Here is a 16329-nt window from a genome sequence, read left to right on the forward strand (position 1 = left end):
TCTCACCGGCAGTTGGCAGTGGCCGTATTTGAATTGTCGGTGTCGCTCCCACGGGCCGGGAACCCGACCGAACGTGTGCTGTGCACCGTTCGTCGGATTCAAGAACCCGCCAGCCCACCCACTGACATGGACAAACTCGAGCGCCTGGATCGATATCTCGAGGCGAACGATCTCGACTCGATCTGGTTCGCCCAGCCCAATTCGTTCGCGTGGCTGACTGGCGGCAATGCCGTCGTCGACCGGGAGGGCGATATCGGCGTCGGCGCGATCGGCTACGACGGCGACGAACCCACGCTCCTGGCGAACACCATCGAACTCGACCGCCTTCGCGATGAGGAGCTCCCGGATCTCGAGGGCCAGTCGGTATCGACCGAATCGTTCCCCTGGTACGAACGGTCACTGCCCGAGGCGCTCGCGTCGTTCGTCGACGGTCGAGCGGCGGCTGACATCGACGTGCCCGGCCTCGAGCACTTCGATCCGTCGCGGGTACGCCAGCCACTGACCGACACCGATCGCGAACGCTACCGCTCGCTCGCCCGCGAAACCGCGATGGCGGTCGAAGCGGTCTGTCGCGAACTCCAGCATGACGACACGGAGGCGGAAGTCACCGCGGCGCTCGAGGTCTCTCTCGCTGCCCAGAACATCGAGGCCCCGGTCGTCCTCGTCGGCGGTGCCGAACGCGCCCAGAAATATCGCCATTACACGCCGAAACCGGTCGAGTTCGGTGACTATGCGCTCGTGTCGGTGACGACACAGCGACACGGACTCCACGCCAGTTGTACCCGAACCGTGGCGTTCGAGCCGCCAGAGTGGCTCGAGGAACGCCACCGGGCTGCTGCTCGCGTCGAGACGACGGCAATTGCGACGACTCGTTCCCTTGCCCCCGCTGGCGGCATCGCCGCCGACGTGTTCGCTGACATCCAGCTGGCCTACGAGGCGGTTGGGTTCCCTGGCGAGTGGAAACAGCACCACCAGGGCGGTGCAGCGGGCTTCGCCGGCCGGGAGTGGATCGCCACCCCGACCAACGACGCCCCGGTTCGGGTGCCGATGGCCTACGCCTGGAATCCGACGGTGCAGGGTGCAAAGAGCGAAGACACTCACTTCGTCACTGAGGACGACATCGAGACGCTGACGACGACCGGCGACTGGCCGACGATCGACGTCGAGGCGGTGGGCGAGTACGAACTCGAACTCGAGCGCCCGGCCGTGCTGGGTCTCGAGGACGACTGAGTCGTCCCGATTTTGGGTGCCGAGGGGCTTTCAGTTACTCACGTCACGATCCGTCGAACCACCGGTTCGGGCAACAACTCGAACAGCCAGCTCACCAGCCGCCACCGCCGGGTCACGTACACGTGCGACCGCTCCTGGCGGATCGCTCGAGCGATGTGTGCGGCGGCCGTTTCCGGCGAGGCGACCCAGAACGGGTCGTCGGAGAGCAGCATTTCCGTGTCGACGTAACCCGGTTCGACGGTCGTAATCGTCACGTCCGCCTCTCGTGTGGCCTGTCGGTGGCGTAACCCCTCGAGGTACGTCGAGACGAAGGCTTTCGAGGCGTTGTACGCTGGCGCGTTCGGGTTCCCGAAGCGAGCGGCGACCGAGGAGATGCCGACGAGGTGGCCGTCCGTGTCTCCGTTTTGGGTCCCGTTCCCGTTCCCATCCCCCTCGTATTCGTCACGCTCGCGTGACTCGCGGGACTCGAAATGCTCGAGCGCCGCCGTCGCCAACGCGGTGAACCCACGGACGTTGACGTCGATCGTCTCTCGTTCGGGAGCCCACTCGAGGTCGCGGTTTCCGGTACCGACGCCCGCGCTGAGGACGACGAGATCGACCGACGGCATCGCCTCGACGAGTTCGAAAAAGCCAGTACGGGCGTCCTCGACGTCCGTGACGTCCATCGTCGCCACGTACGCCTGGGTCGGCAGTTCGGCGCCGACCGCCTTCAGCCGTTCCGTTCGTCTCGCCGCCAGGCCGACCGCGTACCCCGCGTCGGCGAGTTCGTGCGCCAGTGCCTCGCCGATTCCAGCGGAAGCGCCGACGATGATCGCCCCGCGCGCTCGCGTCTGCGACATAGTCGTGCATTCGATGTCGACGGCATAACTGTGGTGCCTCGAGGGCGACACCCATTTTTCGCCTCGCGCCCTGAAAGACGCATGGTCGAGGTACTCGTCGCCCTCTCGATTGCTCTCTTCCTCGCCGGGATCGTCGGGACAGTGGTGCCGCTTGTCCCCGGTGGCATCCTCTCGTTGTCCGGCCTGTTCCTCTACTGGTGGCAATCCGGCTACGCGGAACCGGGACTGCTGGCACTCGCTGTCCTGACCAGCCTCGGACTGTTGACGCTCTTCGTGGAGTTCTTCGCGGGCTCGATCGCCGCCCGTGCCGGTGGCGCATCCTGGGGAACGACCGTCGCAGGAGCCGTCGCTGGCATCGTCCTGATGCTCGTGACCGGCCCGCTCGGTCTACTCGTCGGGCTCTTCGGCACGATCTTCGTCCTCGAGTTCGCCGCCAACGGTGACCTCGACGGGAGCCTCCGTACCGCGGGCTACGCGACGGCTGGCATCCTCGCCTCGACGGCCGTGCAGGTGATGCTCACGACGACGATATTTCTCGGCTTTCTCGTCGCGGTGTTCGTGCTCTGATCGAGCCGTTCACCGAACGCACCAAACGTGATGAACATATCGAACGCACCGAAACGATTGTGCCGGTCGCTCACGCAATAGTGGACACCGATGGAGTGTGCCGAAGACGACTGCGACCGCCCGGCGGCCGTCGAGTTACACATCCCGTGGGCCGACAATCGGCTCGTGTGTGCGGCCCACGCGCGGGTACTCGGTCGTCAGGACGGCGTCGTCGCCGACCCGCGTCCCGACAGCGGGGACGACCTGCTCGAGGGAGACGAGTGATAACGAGTCGGAACCCCTCAGGCTGCACCCTCGTTCAGGGATGAGCGTAGTACGCGACGACCGACCCGTCCTCTTCGACCCGGTCGATTCGGGCGAAGCCGACGCGCTCGAACTGGACGAGATCGTCGGCCTCGAGGTCGCCGACCTCCGGTTCGGCCCGCCCCTCGACGTCACCGTCCATCGTCCGGAGTCGCAGGGGAACGCTCTCGGCGGCGGGCACCCAGTGAACCACGTCGACGTCCCCATCGCGAACGACGTCGATCGAGTCGCCGGTGTACTGGAGGACGTCCCGGGTGTACTGGAAGCAGCCGAGCCCCTTCAGCCAGATGCGCTCCTCGCGCTGGGGAAGGTCGTCCCCCTCGAGCAGGACGGCCTTGCCTGCGGGAATGTGACGGACGCCTCGATCCTCGTGGTTGGGGTGCAGTTGCGGCGTGGCCGCCTCGGGTGGGCTGCCGGCCAGACCGATTTCGACGCCCTCGCGGACGAAAAAGCGCCGATCGGTCTCTTCGTCGATCAGGTCGCGGTTTTTGGCGTAGACGGCGCTCATCGCGAGGTCGACGTCGCTCGTGGAGGTGCCGAGTTCCGCCATCGCGTCGGTGATCGCTTCTCCGCGGATCCCCCGGCGGCGGAGGCTCTGGAGGGTTGGCGCTCGAGGATCGTCCCAGCCGTCGAGTTCGCCCGCGTCGATCAGTTCCGAAAGCGTCGAAGTACTCATCTTCACGTCGTACGCGTCGACCTGGACGTGTCCCCAGTGGATCACCTCGGGGTACTCCCAGCCGAAGTACTCGTAGACGAACCGCTGGCGTTTCGCGGAGTCCTGGAGGTCGATGCCACGAATGATGTGCGTGATGCCGATCAGGTGGTCGTCGATGCCCGACTGGAAATCGAGCATCGGCCAGCAGCGGTACTCGCTTGCTTCCTCGCGCGGATGGGGCGTGTCGACCATCCGGAACGCCACGAAGTCCCGGAGTGCGGGGTTTTTGTGCTCGATGTCGGTCTTGACCCGCAAGACCATCTCGCCGCTGTCGTAGACCCCGGCGATCATGTCCTCGAACTCGTCGTGGATCGTCTCGATCGACTTCCCGCGGTGTGGGCAGGGCTCGCCGGCGTTTTTCAGTTCCGAGAAGTCCTCGCCGGCACACGAACAGGTGTACGCGCCGCCCTCCTGAATCAGTTCTCGGGCGTGATCGTAGTAGATCTCGAGGCGGTCGCTGGCCTTGTAGACCTCGTCGGCCTCGAACCCGAGGTACTCGAGATCCTCGAGGATGGCGTCGTAGGCCTCGAGGTCGGGGCGCTTGGTTTCGGGGTCGGTGTCGTCGAAGCGGACGCAGAACCAGCCGTCGTACAGCTCCTTGTACGTCCCGATGACGGCCGGCATCCGCCCGTGACCCAGGTGCCACGGACCGTTCGGATTCGGCGCACAGCGCATCCGGATCTGGTCGAATTCTTCGGCCCGTGGCAGTTCCGGGAGCACCTGCTCGTCTTCCTCCTCGTCGGCCTCGAGTTCGGCCAGTTCTTCAGGGGCCAGTTCCTCGAGTCGGGCGCGTCGCTCGTCGTTGCCCAGGTCGTTCACGCGGGAAACGACGCCACCGACGACGCCGGGAACGGCGTCGGCGTGCTCACGAAAGTCGGGATTGTCGCCCATTAACGGCCCCATGACGGCGCCGACGTTGGCTTCGCTCTCGTGTTTGACCGCGTTCAGGAGCGCGTGCTTTTCGGCCTCGCGCTCGATACGGGTTCGTAACTCGTCATCCATCTTGTGGGTGGGTTTTCCCCGCGCGTTCAAAACAACCGCGGTGTTGGCGCGTGTTCGGCGGTGGTAGCGTGGGCTCGGTGGTAATTCTGCGATCGATACGACCGGAGGTGGTCGATACGACTTCTCGTCGCAGCTGACGGTGGTACTCTATCCGTAACTCCGAGCGTAACCGCTCGAGTGGGCGTCGAATCCTGAATAGTGTGTTCGAGATTCGGGTATCGGTACGTCTCCCGTCTCGAACGTGTCGGTATCCCCACACCCTTATTTACCACTCGTCGTGGTACGAGCACCCATGGAACCAACGGCTGCACGTCGCTGCCACCTCCTCTTTGCCGTCTCGCTGATCCTGCTTACGATCGGCATCGGCTACTGTGTCATCGTCGGAACCTGCCTTGCTGACTTCGCGGTCGTCGTCGCCGGCCTCGTCGCCGGGTGGATCGCGCTGTTTTACTGTCTGGGACATGCCTCGGGCTGGGGGTAGACGTTCGTATAGACGGCCTCGACTTCCACGTTGGCTGCGTCGCCAGCCATCCAGGACTGGATCCCCTCGAGTTCGTGCTCGATCTTGCACCGTTTGGCGGGTGACGCGCGTACAGCTCTCTCGTGGTCGGTCACGGTGGCGTTACAACGGCCGCCCCACATCGCGGTCGGGAGTACACGTGCAAAAAACGGGAACGGATCTCGGCTGACACCTCAATCGGAAACGGCCTCGATATATTCCTCGTAGACGATGAACTGGGAGATCTGCATCCAGAGTGCGAACTGCTCGAGGTCGCCGTCGTTGTACGCCTCGAGCCACTCGGTTTTGACGCCCCAGCCGTGGGCCTGCCCCTCGAGCGGGTTGACGATGTCACCGATGAGCATCTCGTACTCCCGGCGCCGCCGTTCTGGACGACGGTCTGGTTGTACGCCTGGACGATGACGCCCATCTCGTCGATCGTGGCCTGATGGAGTTCGTCGTTCGGGTCGTTCTCGGGGAGTACCGGTTCGTCGTCTGCGTCGTCGGACTCGGTCGCGTCATCGTCGGTGTTCCCGTCCGCGTCATCATCGGTCGCGTTCGAGTCCGAGTCCGCCCCCTCGAGATCGCTATCGTCGGTCGATCGATACTGGAGGATCAGATCCCCATCGTGTTCGTACATCGCGTCGACGGTGATCTCGTAGCCCTCGAGTCGCTCCTCGAGGACGTAGTAGAACTCGTTTGGAGTACCTTCTGGCGGGTCGGCGGGTTCGACGGGGTCGAACGAGCGACGGCCGCTGTCGCCGACGAACGAGCCGAGACAGCCGGCGAGTCCGGCGATACCGGTTACCGCAGTACCGCCGAGAAACTGGCGCCGAGAGAGGGATGGAGCCTGGTGTGCCATACGCATTCTGGGTTCGTTCACCCCAAAAACCTCCGTTCGATTTCGAGGCGTGAGTCGTGGCGTAACTCGAGACGTGAGTCGACCGCCGTCGGCCCATCGTCGACTGCAGGTGCACGAAACCTGTCGCACTTCCATCACCCAGCGCCTCCCCGGCGACGCACGTCCGCACCTGCCCCCGGCGACGAACGTTTTTCACGCGTCGTGACCTCGAGTACGCCGATGGCAGCGCTGACGACGGAACGACTCGAGCGTGCGGCGGCCGAGTACGCGGAACGCGAGCCACTCGCAACGGTCGAGACCGAACGACTCGAGACGCTCCCGGACGCGTTCGCCGACGGTTCGTTCCTCTGGAAGGACGCCGAATGGGTCGTCCGCTGGTACGCCAGACGGCCGCTGCGCGGCGACGCCCACCCGGCGGAGTCGGCGTTCCGGGAGAACGACTGGGACGCCATTGAGGCGGCAATCGACGACGCCGTGGACGCGGCGGAAGCTGACGACACTCGGGACGCGCTCGAGGTGCTCACCAACCTGTCGGGGTTCGACGTCCCGGTCGCATCAGCGTATCTCGCCTACATCGATCCCGATCGGTACCTCGTAGTCGACGACCGACTCTGGGAGACGGTGGCGGCACATACCGACCTCGATCCCCCGGTACCTGAGCCGATCGGCGTCGACGACTACCTGGCCTACCTCGAGTGCTGTCGCGACCTGGCGCGGACACACGAGCTCGAGCTGGTGGCGGTATACCGGGCGCTGTGGCGGGTAGGGTGAGTGAGGAAACTCGGACAGGTACCGACCACTCGCAGCAGGGCTATCCGCGCCAGGTCAGCACCGTCGCCGACCACGTATACCCCGTTCCGGCGGCGAGGAAACAGACGAGGTCGTCGTCCTCGAGCAGCCCTCGATCTCGACCCTCCTCGAGCGCCAGTATCTGGTCGGCGCTCTGGACGTGGCCGTAGGTATCGAGGTACACACCATTGGTGTCTGAATCGAGCCCCAGTTCCGAGAATAGCAGGTCGTGGAACGACCGCTTCATGTGTGTGACCGGGACGAAGTCGAGATCGGAACGGTCGAACCCGGAGCGCTCGAGGGCCGTGTCCGCCACCTCGAGGTAGTTCGGGAGCGAGACGGGTGCCAGTCGCTCTTTCATCCCATCTGGGTCGGGCACGTCGAGGGTGTGTCGGTCCGCCTCGACGGTCTCGTCGCTCGGTGGCTCGAGCGACCCGCCGGCGGGCATGATGACGTCGTGGGCGAACGAGCCGTCGGTGACGGCGGCGCTCTGGTGGACGACCGCACGGGCCCGCGAACCGGGATCGGTCTCGAGCACCATCGCGCTCGCGCCCGAGCCGAAGTTGAACATGAACGAGGAGCGCTCGTTCCCGTAATCGACGAGGTCTTCTTCCCGGCTCGCGGCCACGAGCAAGGCGCTGTCGAGGTGGTCGACCTGCAACTGGGCGGTCACCTGGCGGATCGCGATCGGGGCGCTGGCACAGAGGGTGTGGCTCTCGGTGGCGAACGCGTTCGTCGCCCCGAGTCGCTCGGTGACCGCCGCCGCGGCCGACCAGACGACGTAGTCCTTGTACTCGCTGCCGTGATAGAGCACGAGGTCGATCTCGGAGGGATCGCGATCGGCCATCTCGAGCGCCTCCTCGGCGGCGGCGACGCACATATCGGTCACGTGGTCGTCGTCGGGCGGGCAGACGTGTTTTCGCCGTACGCCCATCTTCTCGACGACGACCGATTCGGGGATGCCGCTCTGGTCGGCGATCTCTTCGCCGGTGATCGTCTCCTCGGGGAGGTAGCGGCCGTAGCCGGTCAGTCCGACCTCGGTCACGGGTGGTCACCCCTGGTTCGGTCGCTGTCCGCCTGAGGGTTCCTCGAGCGGAGGGATCGGCTGCCGGAATCGGGTCGGCCGCTATCGGTCGATCGAGGATCGTTCGAGGTGGCTCGATTTTCGCGGGACTGGGTTCGTGGTGTCAGTGTCATTGGTTCGGATCGGATACAGAGTCAGTCAGTGCTCGGATCGTGAAGGGAGTCGGTGGCCCCCGAGACTCAGCGTCGGTAGCGCTCGAGGTGGGCCGGCAGGCGTTTCGAAACGGTGCCGCCGAGTCGGTCGCGAACCGACCCGAGGAGCCCGTTCGGGACGAACAGGACGAAGAGGACGAACACGATGCCCAGGTAGAGCGGGGCGCGCCCGTCGACGACCGTGTTGATCAGGTCGAGGAACGTGATGTTCGCGACCTCGACGCTCAACAGCCCCTCGGGCAGCGTCTCCCGGAGGTACGGCGCGAGGCCACCCTGCTGTGAGGAGAGGATGTCCTCGAGCCACTCGAAGAAGACCGACCCGAAGAACGGGCCGGCGAGGGTGCCGATGCCGCCGATGATCGTCACGATCAGCGCGTCCGCTGTGACGAGGAAGTAGAACGTACTGTCCGGCGAGGCGCTGCCACGGTAGCCGGCGTACAGCGCGCCGGCGATGGCAGCGAAGAAGGCGCTCATGGCGAACGCCCCCATCTTGTACCAGAACACGTTGTAGCCGACGGCTTCCGCCCGCTCTTCGTTCTCCCTGATGGCGATCATCACCCGGCCAAAGGGCGAGTGAATGATCCGCTGCATCGCGAAGTAACAAACGAGCACGATGAGGCCGATGGCGTAGTACGACGTCAACGTCGCCGAGATGTCGATCCCCATACCGAGCACGTTCTCGAAGCTGTCCCCGGAAAGTCTCCCGAGCGCAACCGACAGCGAGTCGACGTAGGGCACGCCGATAGAGGCGGTTCCCTCGAGCGTCGGCCCTTCCATCGGATTCGAGCCGACGTAGCTCCAGTTGCGGATCAGTTCGTAGAGCACCTGGGCGAACCCGAGGGTGATCATCGCGAAGTAGACGCCGGTCAGTCGGAAGGAGACGGCGCCGATCGCAAGGGCGACGCCAACCGCGAGGAACGCGCCGAGCAGCATCGTCAGCATGAACGGCGTCCCGGAGGGAACGCCGGGGATCAGTCCGTTCGCTGCCAGGACGATCACGTACGCACCGATGCCGTAGAAGGCTGCGTGTCCGAACGAGAGATAGCCCGTGTAGCCGCTGATGAAGTCGAAGCTCATCGCGAACAGCGCCAGGAACAACATCAGAATCATAAACGGCATCGCCGGCAGGAACGCGTTGAAGAACGCGCCCGGGTCGACGACGCCGATCCCGATGTCGAGGGCTGGAAGACCCGTCAACGCCCACGAAATGGCCGGATAGGCGGCGAAGAAGACGACGACGGCGATGTGTGCGATGTGATCGCGAACGTACTGTCGACTCCAGTGTTCGTCATCCTCCACTCTGGCCTGCAATGCGATAGCATCCTCGCCATCACGCTCGTCGGCGGTGGAAGACTCGGGGTCGACTTCCGGAGCGGTCTCCGTGGTCGCGTCCGCCCCGCCGTCGCCGACGGGGTCGCTATCGGAGCTAATGGCCCCCCACCTCCTCGATACCGTACAGGCCCTGTGGACGCACGATCAGTGCGATCACGAGCAGGAGGAAGATGGTGACCTCCGGGAGCCCCGAGAAGTCGACGATACCGGTGTTGAACAGCCACGTGGTAAAGGAGTCGGCGATGCCGACGATGACGGCCGCCACGAGCGTGCCCTTGAACGAGCCGAGGCCGCCGATGACGACGACAACGAACGCGTACAGCAGGACGTCGAGGTTGAGCATCACGCTCGGCCCCTGTGTGGGATCCCACATGAGGAAGACACCACCGACGGCGGCCAGCCCGATGCCGAGGCCGAAGACGACGGTGAACGCCTTGCGAACGTCGACGCCGAGTGCTTCGACCATCTCCGAATCCTCGCTTCCGGCCCTGATGTAGAGGCCGTACAGGGTTCGGGTGAGGAACAGCCAGACGGCGACCGCGAGCGCTGCCCCGGCCACGATCGCGAACAGGTAAAACCCGCGGATGCGAGCCCCGAACAACGTCAGGATGATGTCCGAGGGGGCGCTGAGTACGCCCGGAATCGTCGCCTGGGCGGCCGACCACGTCGGTTCGGGCTGGATTCCTTGCGAGGAGGTGATGATCCGGGCGAGCTCCTCGAGGATCAGTCCGACGCCGAAGGTCAACAGGATCTGATACATCGGCGTCCGGTCGTAGATTGGACGCACGAGGCTGATCTCGAGTGCCGCACCGACGGCCGTCAACAGCGCGAAGATGACGGCGGCGACGACGATGAACAACGCGATGCGCGTGACCGTTCCAGAGCCGGATGAGAGTGCGACGACCATCAGGACGCCGCCGAGGTACGCGCCGACCATCGCGAAAGCACCGTGGGCGAAGTTGAGGATCCCCATCAGCCCGAACACGAGCGTCAGGCCGATGGCGATGATGAAGTAGATCGACGCCTTGCCGAGCCCTTCGATGAGGATCCGGGCCAGCGTGTCCGGCTGGAAGAACCGGCCGAGAGCGTCCGTCACTAACGGTGCCTCTACCAGGCCGAGCATGGGGGTGACCGATTCGATCATGCCGACAGATACCTCCTGATTCGTTCGTCATCAGCCGTCACGCCTTCCGTCGAGCCGGATTCGACGACGGTGCCGTGATCGAGCAGGTAGAACCGGTCTGCCAGATCCATCGCGAGCGGGAAGTTCTGCTCGACGAGCACCATCGTCGTCTCGGTGGAGGCTTCTCGCAGTGCCTCGACGACCTGTTCGACGATCAAGGGGGCGAGCCCCTCGCTCGGTTCGTCGACGAGCAACAGGTCGTTGTTCCCGACCATTCCGCGAGCGATGGCGAGCATCTGCTGTTGGCCGCCGCTCAGATTTCGGGCTTCCTTCTCCCGGAACCGCTCGAGGTCGGGGAACAGGTCGAACATCTCGTCTCTGAGCGGGTCGAACGCCTGGTCAGGGCCGACCGAGACCCGCAGGTTCTCTTCGACGGTCAGATAGCCGAACATCCGTCGATCCTCTGGCACCCAGCCGACACCCATGTTCGCGACCTCGTGGGTTGGTCGGCCGGTCACGTCTTCGCCCTCGTAGCGCACGGTTCCCTCACGTGGCGGCGTGAGTTGCAGGATCGTCCGGAGCGTGGTGGTCTTGCCGACGCCGTTGCGACCGATGAGGGCGACGACCTCGCCCTCCTCGACGGTCAGGTCGACCCCCTGGAGGATGTGGCTCTCGCCGTAGTAGGTGTGGACGCCCTCGAGTTCGAGGACGGTCATCCGGCGGTCACCCCGGTTCCGGGAGCGGAGTCGGAATCGTCATCCGCTCCAGTCTGGGCGTCATCACCGTCGTAGCCGCCGAGGTACGCCCGCTGGACGGCCTCGCTCTCACGTATCGTCTCGGGTTCGCCGTCGGCGATCAACTCGCCGCGGTTGAGGACGGCGATGCGGTCGCTGATCCCCATCACCACGTCCATGTTGTGTTCGATCAACATCACGGCGTGGTCGGCGGCGACGTCCTCGATGATCGCCGTCACCTGGCCGACGTCCTCGCTCGAGACACCGGCGGTCGGTTCATCGAGCAACAGCACGTCGGGGTCGCCGGCCAGCGCGATGCCGATCTCGAGGTTGCGCTTTTCGCCGTGACTTAGGTTCTGTGCAGTGCGGTCTGCGTACTCTGCGAGGCCGATGCGCTCGAGGATCGACTCCGCTTCGGCGTAGTGGTCGTCGAACGCGTTCACGTTTCGCCAGAACTGCCAGGAGTCGTTCCCACGGTGAGCCTGGACGGCGACGCGAACGTTCTCGAGCACCGAGACGGTCGGGAACACGTTCGTGATCTGGTAGGATCGGTGCAGGCCGAGCAACGCGGTCTCGTGGGGTGGGGCGTCGGTGATGTCGACGCGCTCGCCGTCCCGGTCGGCGGCGGCGAATTCGATCGTTCCACGGGTGGGTTCGAGCACCCCCGTCAGCAGGTTGAAGAACGTCGTCTTGCCGGCTCCGTTGGGACCGATGACCGAACAGAGTTCGCCCTGCTCGAGGCTGAAGTCGACGCCGTCGACGGCGGTAATCCCCCCGAATTCTTTCGTCAGGTTGGACGTCCAGAGCACCATGACGATCAGTTCAGCGAGCAACTCGCTTCGTCTTCGGGTACCATGACCTCCTCGGCGGGAATCGTCTCGATCGGTTCACCCGGCATGACAGAGGCGTCCCAGTACTCGGCCACGTCGTCCTCCGTCGGAACGGGCCAGGCGACGGTCATCGCCGAGGCGGCCTGGTTGTTGTGTTCCTGGAACGTGTACGCATCCTCGCCTTTCGGCGTGTCCGTGACGGTCATCCCGCGCATCGCGTCGGCGATGTCGTCTCCGTCGACGGAGCCGGTTTCGTCGATCGCCTGAACCAGTGCCGACGCGCCGACGAACGTCCCGGCGCTGAACAGGTCGGGCATCAGGCCGTACGCCTCGGTGTGCATGTCGATGAATGCGTCGTTGATCTCGTTGTCGTACTGGTTCCAGTGATAGCGCGTGGTGAACGGGCCGAGCCCCACCTCCTGGATGTCTTCGGCAGTGAAGTCCTCGCCGAGGGTCGCCTCGACGGTCTGGCCGGTCACCTGCGTCGTGACGAGTTCGGCGAACCCGCCGAACGCTTGAATCTCCTCGTAGGCCATCGCTGTCGGGAGGAATTCGGGCAAGGTGATGAACGTGAAGCCGCCGACGACGCCGTCGGCACCCTGGTTGATCGCCTCTTCGAACATCCCTTCGAACTCGCTGTAGCCCGCTTCGACGAAGCGTGGATCCAGCACTTCGATTCCCTCGGCCTCGAGCACTTCCTGGTAGTTGTTCGCAACGCCCTCGCCGAAGGCGCCCTCCGCGGCGAAGATGGCGACCGTCGAGACGTCACCCTGTTGAGCGACGTATCGGCCGCCGGCGCGGGCGTCCATGGCCGTGTGCTCGCTCGCGCGGAACATCAGTTCGTGACAGTGCTCGCTCGAGACGGTGATGTCGCCGTCCGCTGCCGGGCCAACGATGTAGGGGATGCCCGCTTCGTCGAGGACGTTCGCCGAGATTCGACGAGCGGCGTCCGAACTCGAGGCCCCAAAGAGGATGTCGACATCCTCGTCGAGAACGAGCGTTTCGGCGACGTCCTGTGCGGTATCCGGCGTGAACTGCGTATCCTGCAGGATGATTTCGAACGTCGGGCCGTCATCGGGATCGAGGACGTGCGTCCCCGTCGTCATCTCCTCGATCGGGTCGAGATCGTACTTGTAGGCGAGCCCCGAGTAAAAGCCCATGAGACTGATCTGACCGTAGTACTCGAGGTCGCCGGAAACCGGTTGCATCGCGCCGATTCTGATCGTTTCGTCGGCGACGGCTTCGCTGCCATCGCCGTTGCCATTCCCGTTACCGTTGCCGTTGCCGTTTCCGTTCCCGTTCCCGTTCCCGTTCCCATCGTCGTCGCCGTTTTCGTCTGCAATACACCCTGCCAGGCTGGCCGTGCCGAGCGCGGCGAGTGCACCGGTGCGCCGGAGCACGTCGCGTCGGTTGGTACCTCGTGCCATACTAGCTCTCTAGATGAACTACCCCTCCTAAACGGGGACGGTTGATATACCAACCTCGAGCCCAATTCGCGATATCCGTCCCTCACTGGACATAAATACGCTTTGTGAAGTTTAATACTTTGAAGTTCGAAGTAGTATGGTGGATGGCTCGAAGGGTTGGTGGTCTCCCATCACCAACGGGATTTGCAAACGCTCACAGGGAACGGTGGTTCAGGATACACCGATCGCCGAGCAAAAGACTGGCGAACCGTGGTGCGTGACGGCACTAATTTCCCTCAATCGTAGGTCAGCGTCATCCCGTCGTCGAGCAAGAGATCACCACCGTTGAGGTGGGCACCCAGGTCGGAAAAGCCGAACAAAAACTGGTGGGCGACCTCGAGCGGCGTCATCATATCGTCGGTGCGCGCCTGCCCGAGCATCACGTCCTCGACGACCTCGTCGACCTCGAGGCCACGCTGAGCGGCCGTCTCCGGGATCTGGTCGGTCACGAGCGGCGTCTTGACGTAGCCCGTACTGACCGAGAACGAGCGAACCGCACCGTCGCCTTCGGCAGCGATCGACTGGGTGAGCCCCCTGACGGCGAACTTGGCCACGTTGTAGGCGACCTTGCCGCTCGTCACGTAGTGGCCGTGCACCGACGCCATGTTGCCCACGCAGCCGTCGGTCGCCTCGAGGTTCGGCCAGCAGTGACGGGACAGGACGAACGGCGCGCGAACCATGACCCGCTGGAGGCGGTCGTAGGCCTCGAGTGGGAACGACTCGAGGGGCGCGACGTGCTGCAGGCCGGCGACGTTGGCCAGGAACGTAACATCGCCCAGGTCGCGGGCAGCGACGGCAATCGACTCGAGGTCGTCGTCGTCGGTGAGATCCGCGACGAACGGTTCGACGGCGTCGCCGACCTCGAGTCGGGCGGCGTGGCTGTGGGTTTCGGCCAGTCCGTCCTCGTCCACGTCGGTCGCCAGTACGGTGAGTCCGTTGACGGCGGCCGCGAGTGCGAGCGCGCGACCGATACCGGAGGCCGCACCCGTCACGACGCACACACGCTCGCGAGTAAACCGGTCGTCGTCGAACTCGTGAATCGCCTCTCGTTCGATTGGCTCCACGGAGAGTTCCGTCATGACTGGCTAGAGGGAACGCTCGAGGCAATAACTAGGGGTTGACAACCGAACCTCGCGGTCGACGCGACCTCGGTTATCCAATTGGACTCGCACGAAAGAAACCGCTTCAGCAGGCAATCCGTCTGATCAGCCGAACACCGGAACCGGCTCGTCGACCTCGAGGACGCCGGTCAGTTCCACGGGGTCGCCTATCTCGGCGTCGCACTCGTCCTCGAGACGAGCCGTGATCCGCGTCGCGCCGAGGTCGACAACGCCGACGCGGTAGCCGCCCTCGAACCCCTGCGGGGCGACGGCGATCGTCGTCTCCGAAAAGAGGGTGCCCTCGGTGGGAAGGGTGATCGTCTCGAGGTTCCGGGAACCGCACGCGTTACAGCCGGCTTTCGGCGTCCCAACTTCGTGCTCACAGTCGAGACAGCGCTGGCCCATGAGCGTTCCTTCTCGAACCCCCTCGATCCACTCTGCGTAGGTCAGTCGTTCCCCGGACGGTGCGTCGCTCATGCGTCCACCTCCAGAATGGAGACGATGGTGGTTCCGGCGTCCCCACCCAGGTTGTGTGCCAGCCCACGGGTCGCGCCCTCGACCTGGCGCTCGCCGGCCTCCCCGCGGAGGTGCTCGGTGAGTTCGACCAGCTGGGCGACACCCGTCGCGCCGATCGGGTGGCCCTTCGCCTTCAGGCCGCCGCTCGGGTTCACCGGGATCCGGCCGCCCAGAGCGGTTTCGCCCTCCATCGCGGCCTTCCCGCCCTCGCCGTCCTCGAAGAAGCCGAGCGCTTCGATGGCGAGCACCTCGGCGCCGGTGAAACAGTCGTGGAGTTCGACGACGTCGATGTCGTCGGGGCCGACGCCAGCCTCGGCGTAGGCGGCTTCGGCGGCGTCTCGAGCCGACTGCGTCGCGGTGAAGTCGGCCTTCTCGGCGAGGGGGATCACGTCCGTCGCGTGGCCGACGCCCGAGACCGTCACTGCCTCGCCCGGGAGGTCGGCCGCTGCCTCCTCGTTCGCGACGACGACGGCAGCTGCCCCATCGGAGAACGGACAGCAATCGAGGAGGTGGAACGGCGAGGCGACGATCGGGCTCTCGAGCACCGCTTCGATCGTCGTTTCCTTGCCGAACTGCGCGCGGGAATTCATCGTCCCGTGCTGGTGGTTCTTGACGGCGACCGCCGCGAGTTCCTCCTCGGTCGTGCCGTACTCGTGCATGTGCCGGGTCGTCAGGAGGCCGAAGACGCCGGGGAACGACAGCCCGGTCGGCTGTTCGTACTGACGATGGGCCGCGGAGGCGAAGACGGAGGTCATCTCGGGGGTGCCGAGGCCCGTCGCGGGCGTACACCGCTCGACGCCGCCGACGAGGACGACGTCGTGGTGGCCGGCTTCGACCGCCCGGACGGCGTGTTTGAACGCGTTCGAGGAGGTCGCACAGGCGTCCTCGTAGCGCTGGCAGGGGATCCCCGCCAGGCCGATGTGACTCGCCAGCGTCGGCGCGAGGTGCGTGTCCCGCTCGGTCTGGCCCCCCATGGCGTTCCCGAGGAAGAATGCGTCGATGGCCGACCCCTCGATACCGGCGTCGTCGAAAGCGTCGAAGGCGGCATCGGCGAAAAGTTCCGGAAGCGGCTGGTCGTGGACGCCGAAGTTGGTCATCCCAACTCCGACGATACGTGCCTGATGCATACGCGAAGAGACTCGGTCAATCCTCAAAAACCATGTGGAACTCCCGTCGGGCGTCGGCC

Annotated in this window: 17 protein-coding genes; 5 read left to right on the forward strand and 12 right to left on the reverse strand. The window is 65.0% G+C overall.

Annotated features, from left to right (window positions below; all coding sequences use genetic code 11):
* Window positions 1–126: 126 nt before the first annotated feature.
* Entirely contained in the window at window positions 127–1230 is a 1104-nt protein-coding gene (locus tag NGM68_RS12560; RefSeq protein WP_252698582.1) for a M24 family metallopeptidase, read from the forward strand.
* A gap of 38 nt (window positions 1231–1268) precedes the next feature.
* Here the strand turns inward: NGM68_RS12560 and NGM68_RS12565 are convergent, their stop codons facing one another.
* Window positions 1269–2069 carry an SDR family NAD(P)-dependent oxidoreductase gene (locus NGM68_RS12565; protein WP_252698583.1) on the reverse strand — a complete coding sequence of 267 codons (801 nt, stop codon included), beginning with the start codon at window positions 2067–2069 and terminating at the stop codon, window positions 1269–1271.
* 81 nt (window positions 2070–2150) lie between these two features.
* Between NGM68_RS12565 and NGM68_RS12570 the strand changes: the two genes are divergently transcribed.
* Complete coding sequence (locus NGM68_RS12570) at window positions 2151–2636, forward strand: DUF456 domain-containing protein (protein ID WP_252698584.1); 486 nt, start codon at window positions 2151–2153, stop codon at window positions 2634–2636.
* 90 nt (window positions 2637–2726) lie between these two features.
* A complete protein-coding gene (locus NGM68_RS12575; protein ID WP_252698585.1) occupies window positions 2727–2900 on the forward strand; it encodes a DUF8014 family protein in 174 nt (57 codons plus the stop codon).
* Window positions 2901–2934: 34 nt separating this feature from the next.
* Here NGM68_RS12575 and NGM68_RS12580 read toward each other — a convergent pair whose 3' ends face one another.
* Window positions 2935–4656, reverse strand: coding sequence for a glutamate--tRNA ligase (locus tag NGM68_RS12580; protein WP_252698586.1), 1722 nt, complete (start codon window positions 4654–4656; stop codon window positions 2935–2937).
* Between the two features lie 292 nt (window positions 4657–4948).
* Here NGM68_RS12580 and NGM68_RS12585 point away from each other — a divergent pair, with 292 nt between their 5' ends.
* Window positions 4949–5137, forward strand: a complete 189-nt coding sequence (locus NGM68_RS12585; protein WP_252698587.1) for a hypothetical protein — start codon at window positions 4949–4951, stop codon at window positions 5135–5137.
* A gap of 212 nt (window positions 5138–5349) precedes the next feature.
* Here the strand turns inward: NGM68_RS12585 and NGM68_RS12590 are convergent, their stop codons facing one another.
* Window positions 5350–5520: a hypothetical protein gene (locus tag NGM68_RS12590; RefSeq protein WP_252698588.1), complete on the reverse strand. Its 171-nt coding sequence runs from the start codon at window positions 5518–5520 to the stop codon at window positions 5350–5352.
* An 83-nt stretch (window positions 5521–5603) separates the two neighbouring features.
* Here NGM68_RS12590 and NGM68_RS12595 point away from each other — a divergent pair, with 83 nt between their 5' ends.
* Entirely contained in the window at window positions 5604–6788 is a 1185-nt protein-coding gene (locus NGM68_RS12595) for a hypothetical protein (protein WP_252698589.1), read from the forward strand.
* A gap of 40 nt (window positions 6789–6828) precedes the next feature.
* Here NGM68_RS12595 and NGM68_RS12600 read toward each other — a convergent pair whose 3' ends face one another.
* From NGM68_RS12600 to NGM68_RS12640, 9 genes are all read right to left on the reverse strand, one after another.
* Window positions 6829–7851 (reverse strand): 3-oxoacyl-ACP synthase, encoded by a 1023-nt coding sequence (locus tag NGM68_RS12600; RefSeq protein WP_252698590.1) that lies wholly within the window; start codon window positions 7849–7851, stop codon window positions 6829–6831.
* A 218-nt stretch (window positions 7852–8069) separates the two neighbouring features.
* Entirely contained in the window at window positions 8070–9239 is a 1170-nt protein-coding gene (locus NGM68_RS12605) for a branched-chain amino acid ABC transporter permease (RefSeq protein ID WP_425493623.1), read from the reverse strand.
* A 229-nt stretch (window positions 9240–9468) separates the two neighbouring features.
* Window positions 9469–10518 carry a branched-chain amino acid ABC transporter permease gene (locus NGM68_RS12610; RefSeq protein WP_252698592.1) on the reverse strand — a complete coding sequence of 350 codons (1050 nt, stop codon included), beginning with the start codon at window positions 10516–10518 and terminating at the stop codon, window positions 9469–9471.
* Complete coding sequence (locus NGM68_RS12615) at window positions 10515–11213, reverse strand: ABC transporter ATP-binding protein (RefSeq protein WP_252698593.1); 699 nt, start codon at window positions 11211–11213, stop codon at window positions 10515–10517. The genes NGM68_RS12610 and NGM68_RS12615 overlap by 4 nt, the downstream gene beginning before the upstream one ends.
* Window positions 11210–12043, reverse strand: a complete 834-nt coding sequence (locus NGM68_RS12620; RefSeq protein WP_252701427.1) for an ABC transporter ATP-binding protein — start codon at window positions 12041–12043, stop codon at window positions 11210–11212. The genes NGM68_RS12615 and NGM68_RS12620 overlap by 4 nt, the downstream gene beginning before the upstream one ends.
* Before the next feature lie 5 nt (window positions 12044–12048).
* Entirely contained in the window at window positions 12049–13488 is a 1440-nt protein-coding gene (locus NGM68_RS12625; protein ID WP_252698594.1) for an ABC transporter substrate-binding protein, read from the reverse strand.
* Between the two features lie 275 nt (window positions 13489–13763).
* Window positions 13764–14606: an SDR family NAD(P)-dependent oxidoreductase gene (locus NGM68_RS12630; protein ID WP_252698595.1), complete on the reverse strand. Its 843-nt coding sequence runs from the start codon at window positions 14604–14606 to the stop codon at window positions 13764–13766.
* A 126-nt stretch (window positions 14607–14732) separates the two neighbouring features.
* Window positions 14733–15104 (reverse strand): Zn-ribbon domain-containing OB-fold protein, encoded by a 372-nt coding sequence (locus NGM68_RS12635; RefSeq protein ID WP_252698596.1) that lies wholly within the window; start codon window positions 15102–15104, stop codon window positions 14733–14735.
* Window positions 15101–16270, reverse strand: coding sequence for a thiolase domain-containing protein (locus tag NGM68_RS12640; RefSeq protein WP_252698597.1), 1170 nt, complete (start codon window positions 16268–16270; stop codon window positions 15101–15103). Before NGM68_RS12640 ends, NGM68_RS12635 begins: the two co-directional genes overlap by 4 nt.
* Window positions 16271–16329 lie beyond the last annotated feature (59 nt).

The organism is Natronosalvus vescus (genome assembly GCF_023973145.1).
GTDB classification, from domain to species: Archaea; Halobacteriota; Halobacteria; order Halobacteriales; family Natrialbaceae; genus Natronosalvus; species Natronosalvus vescus.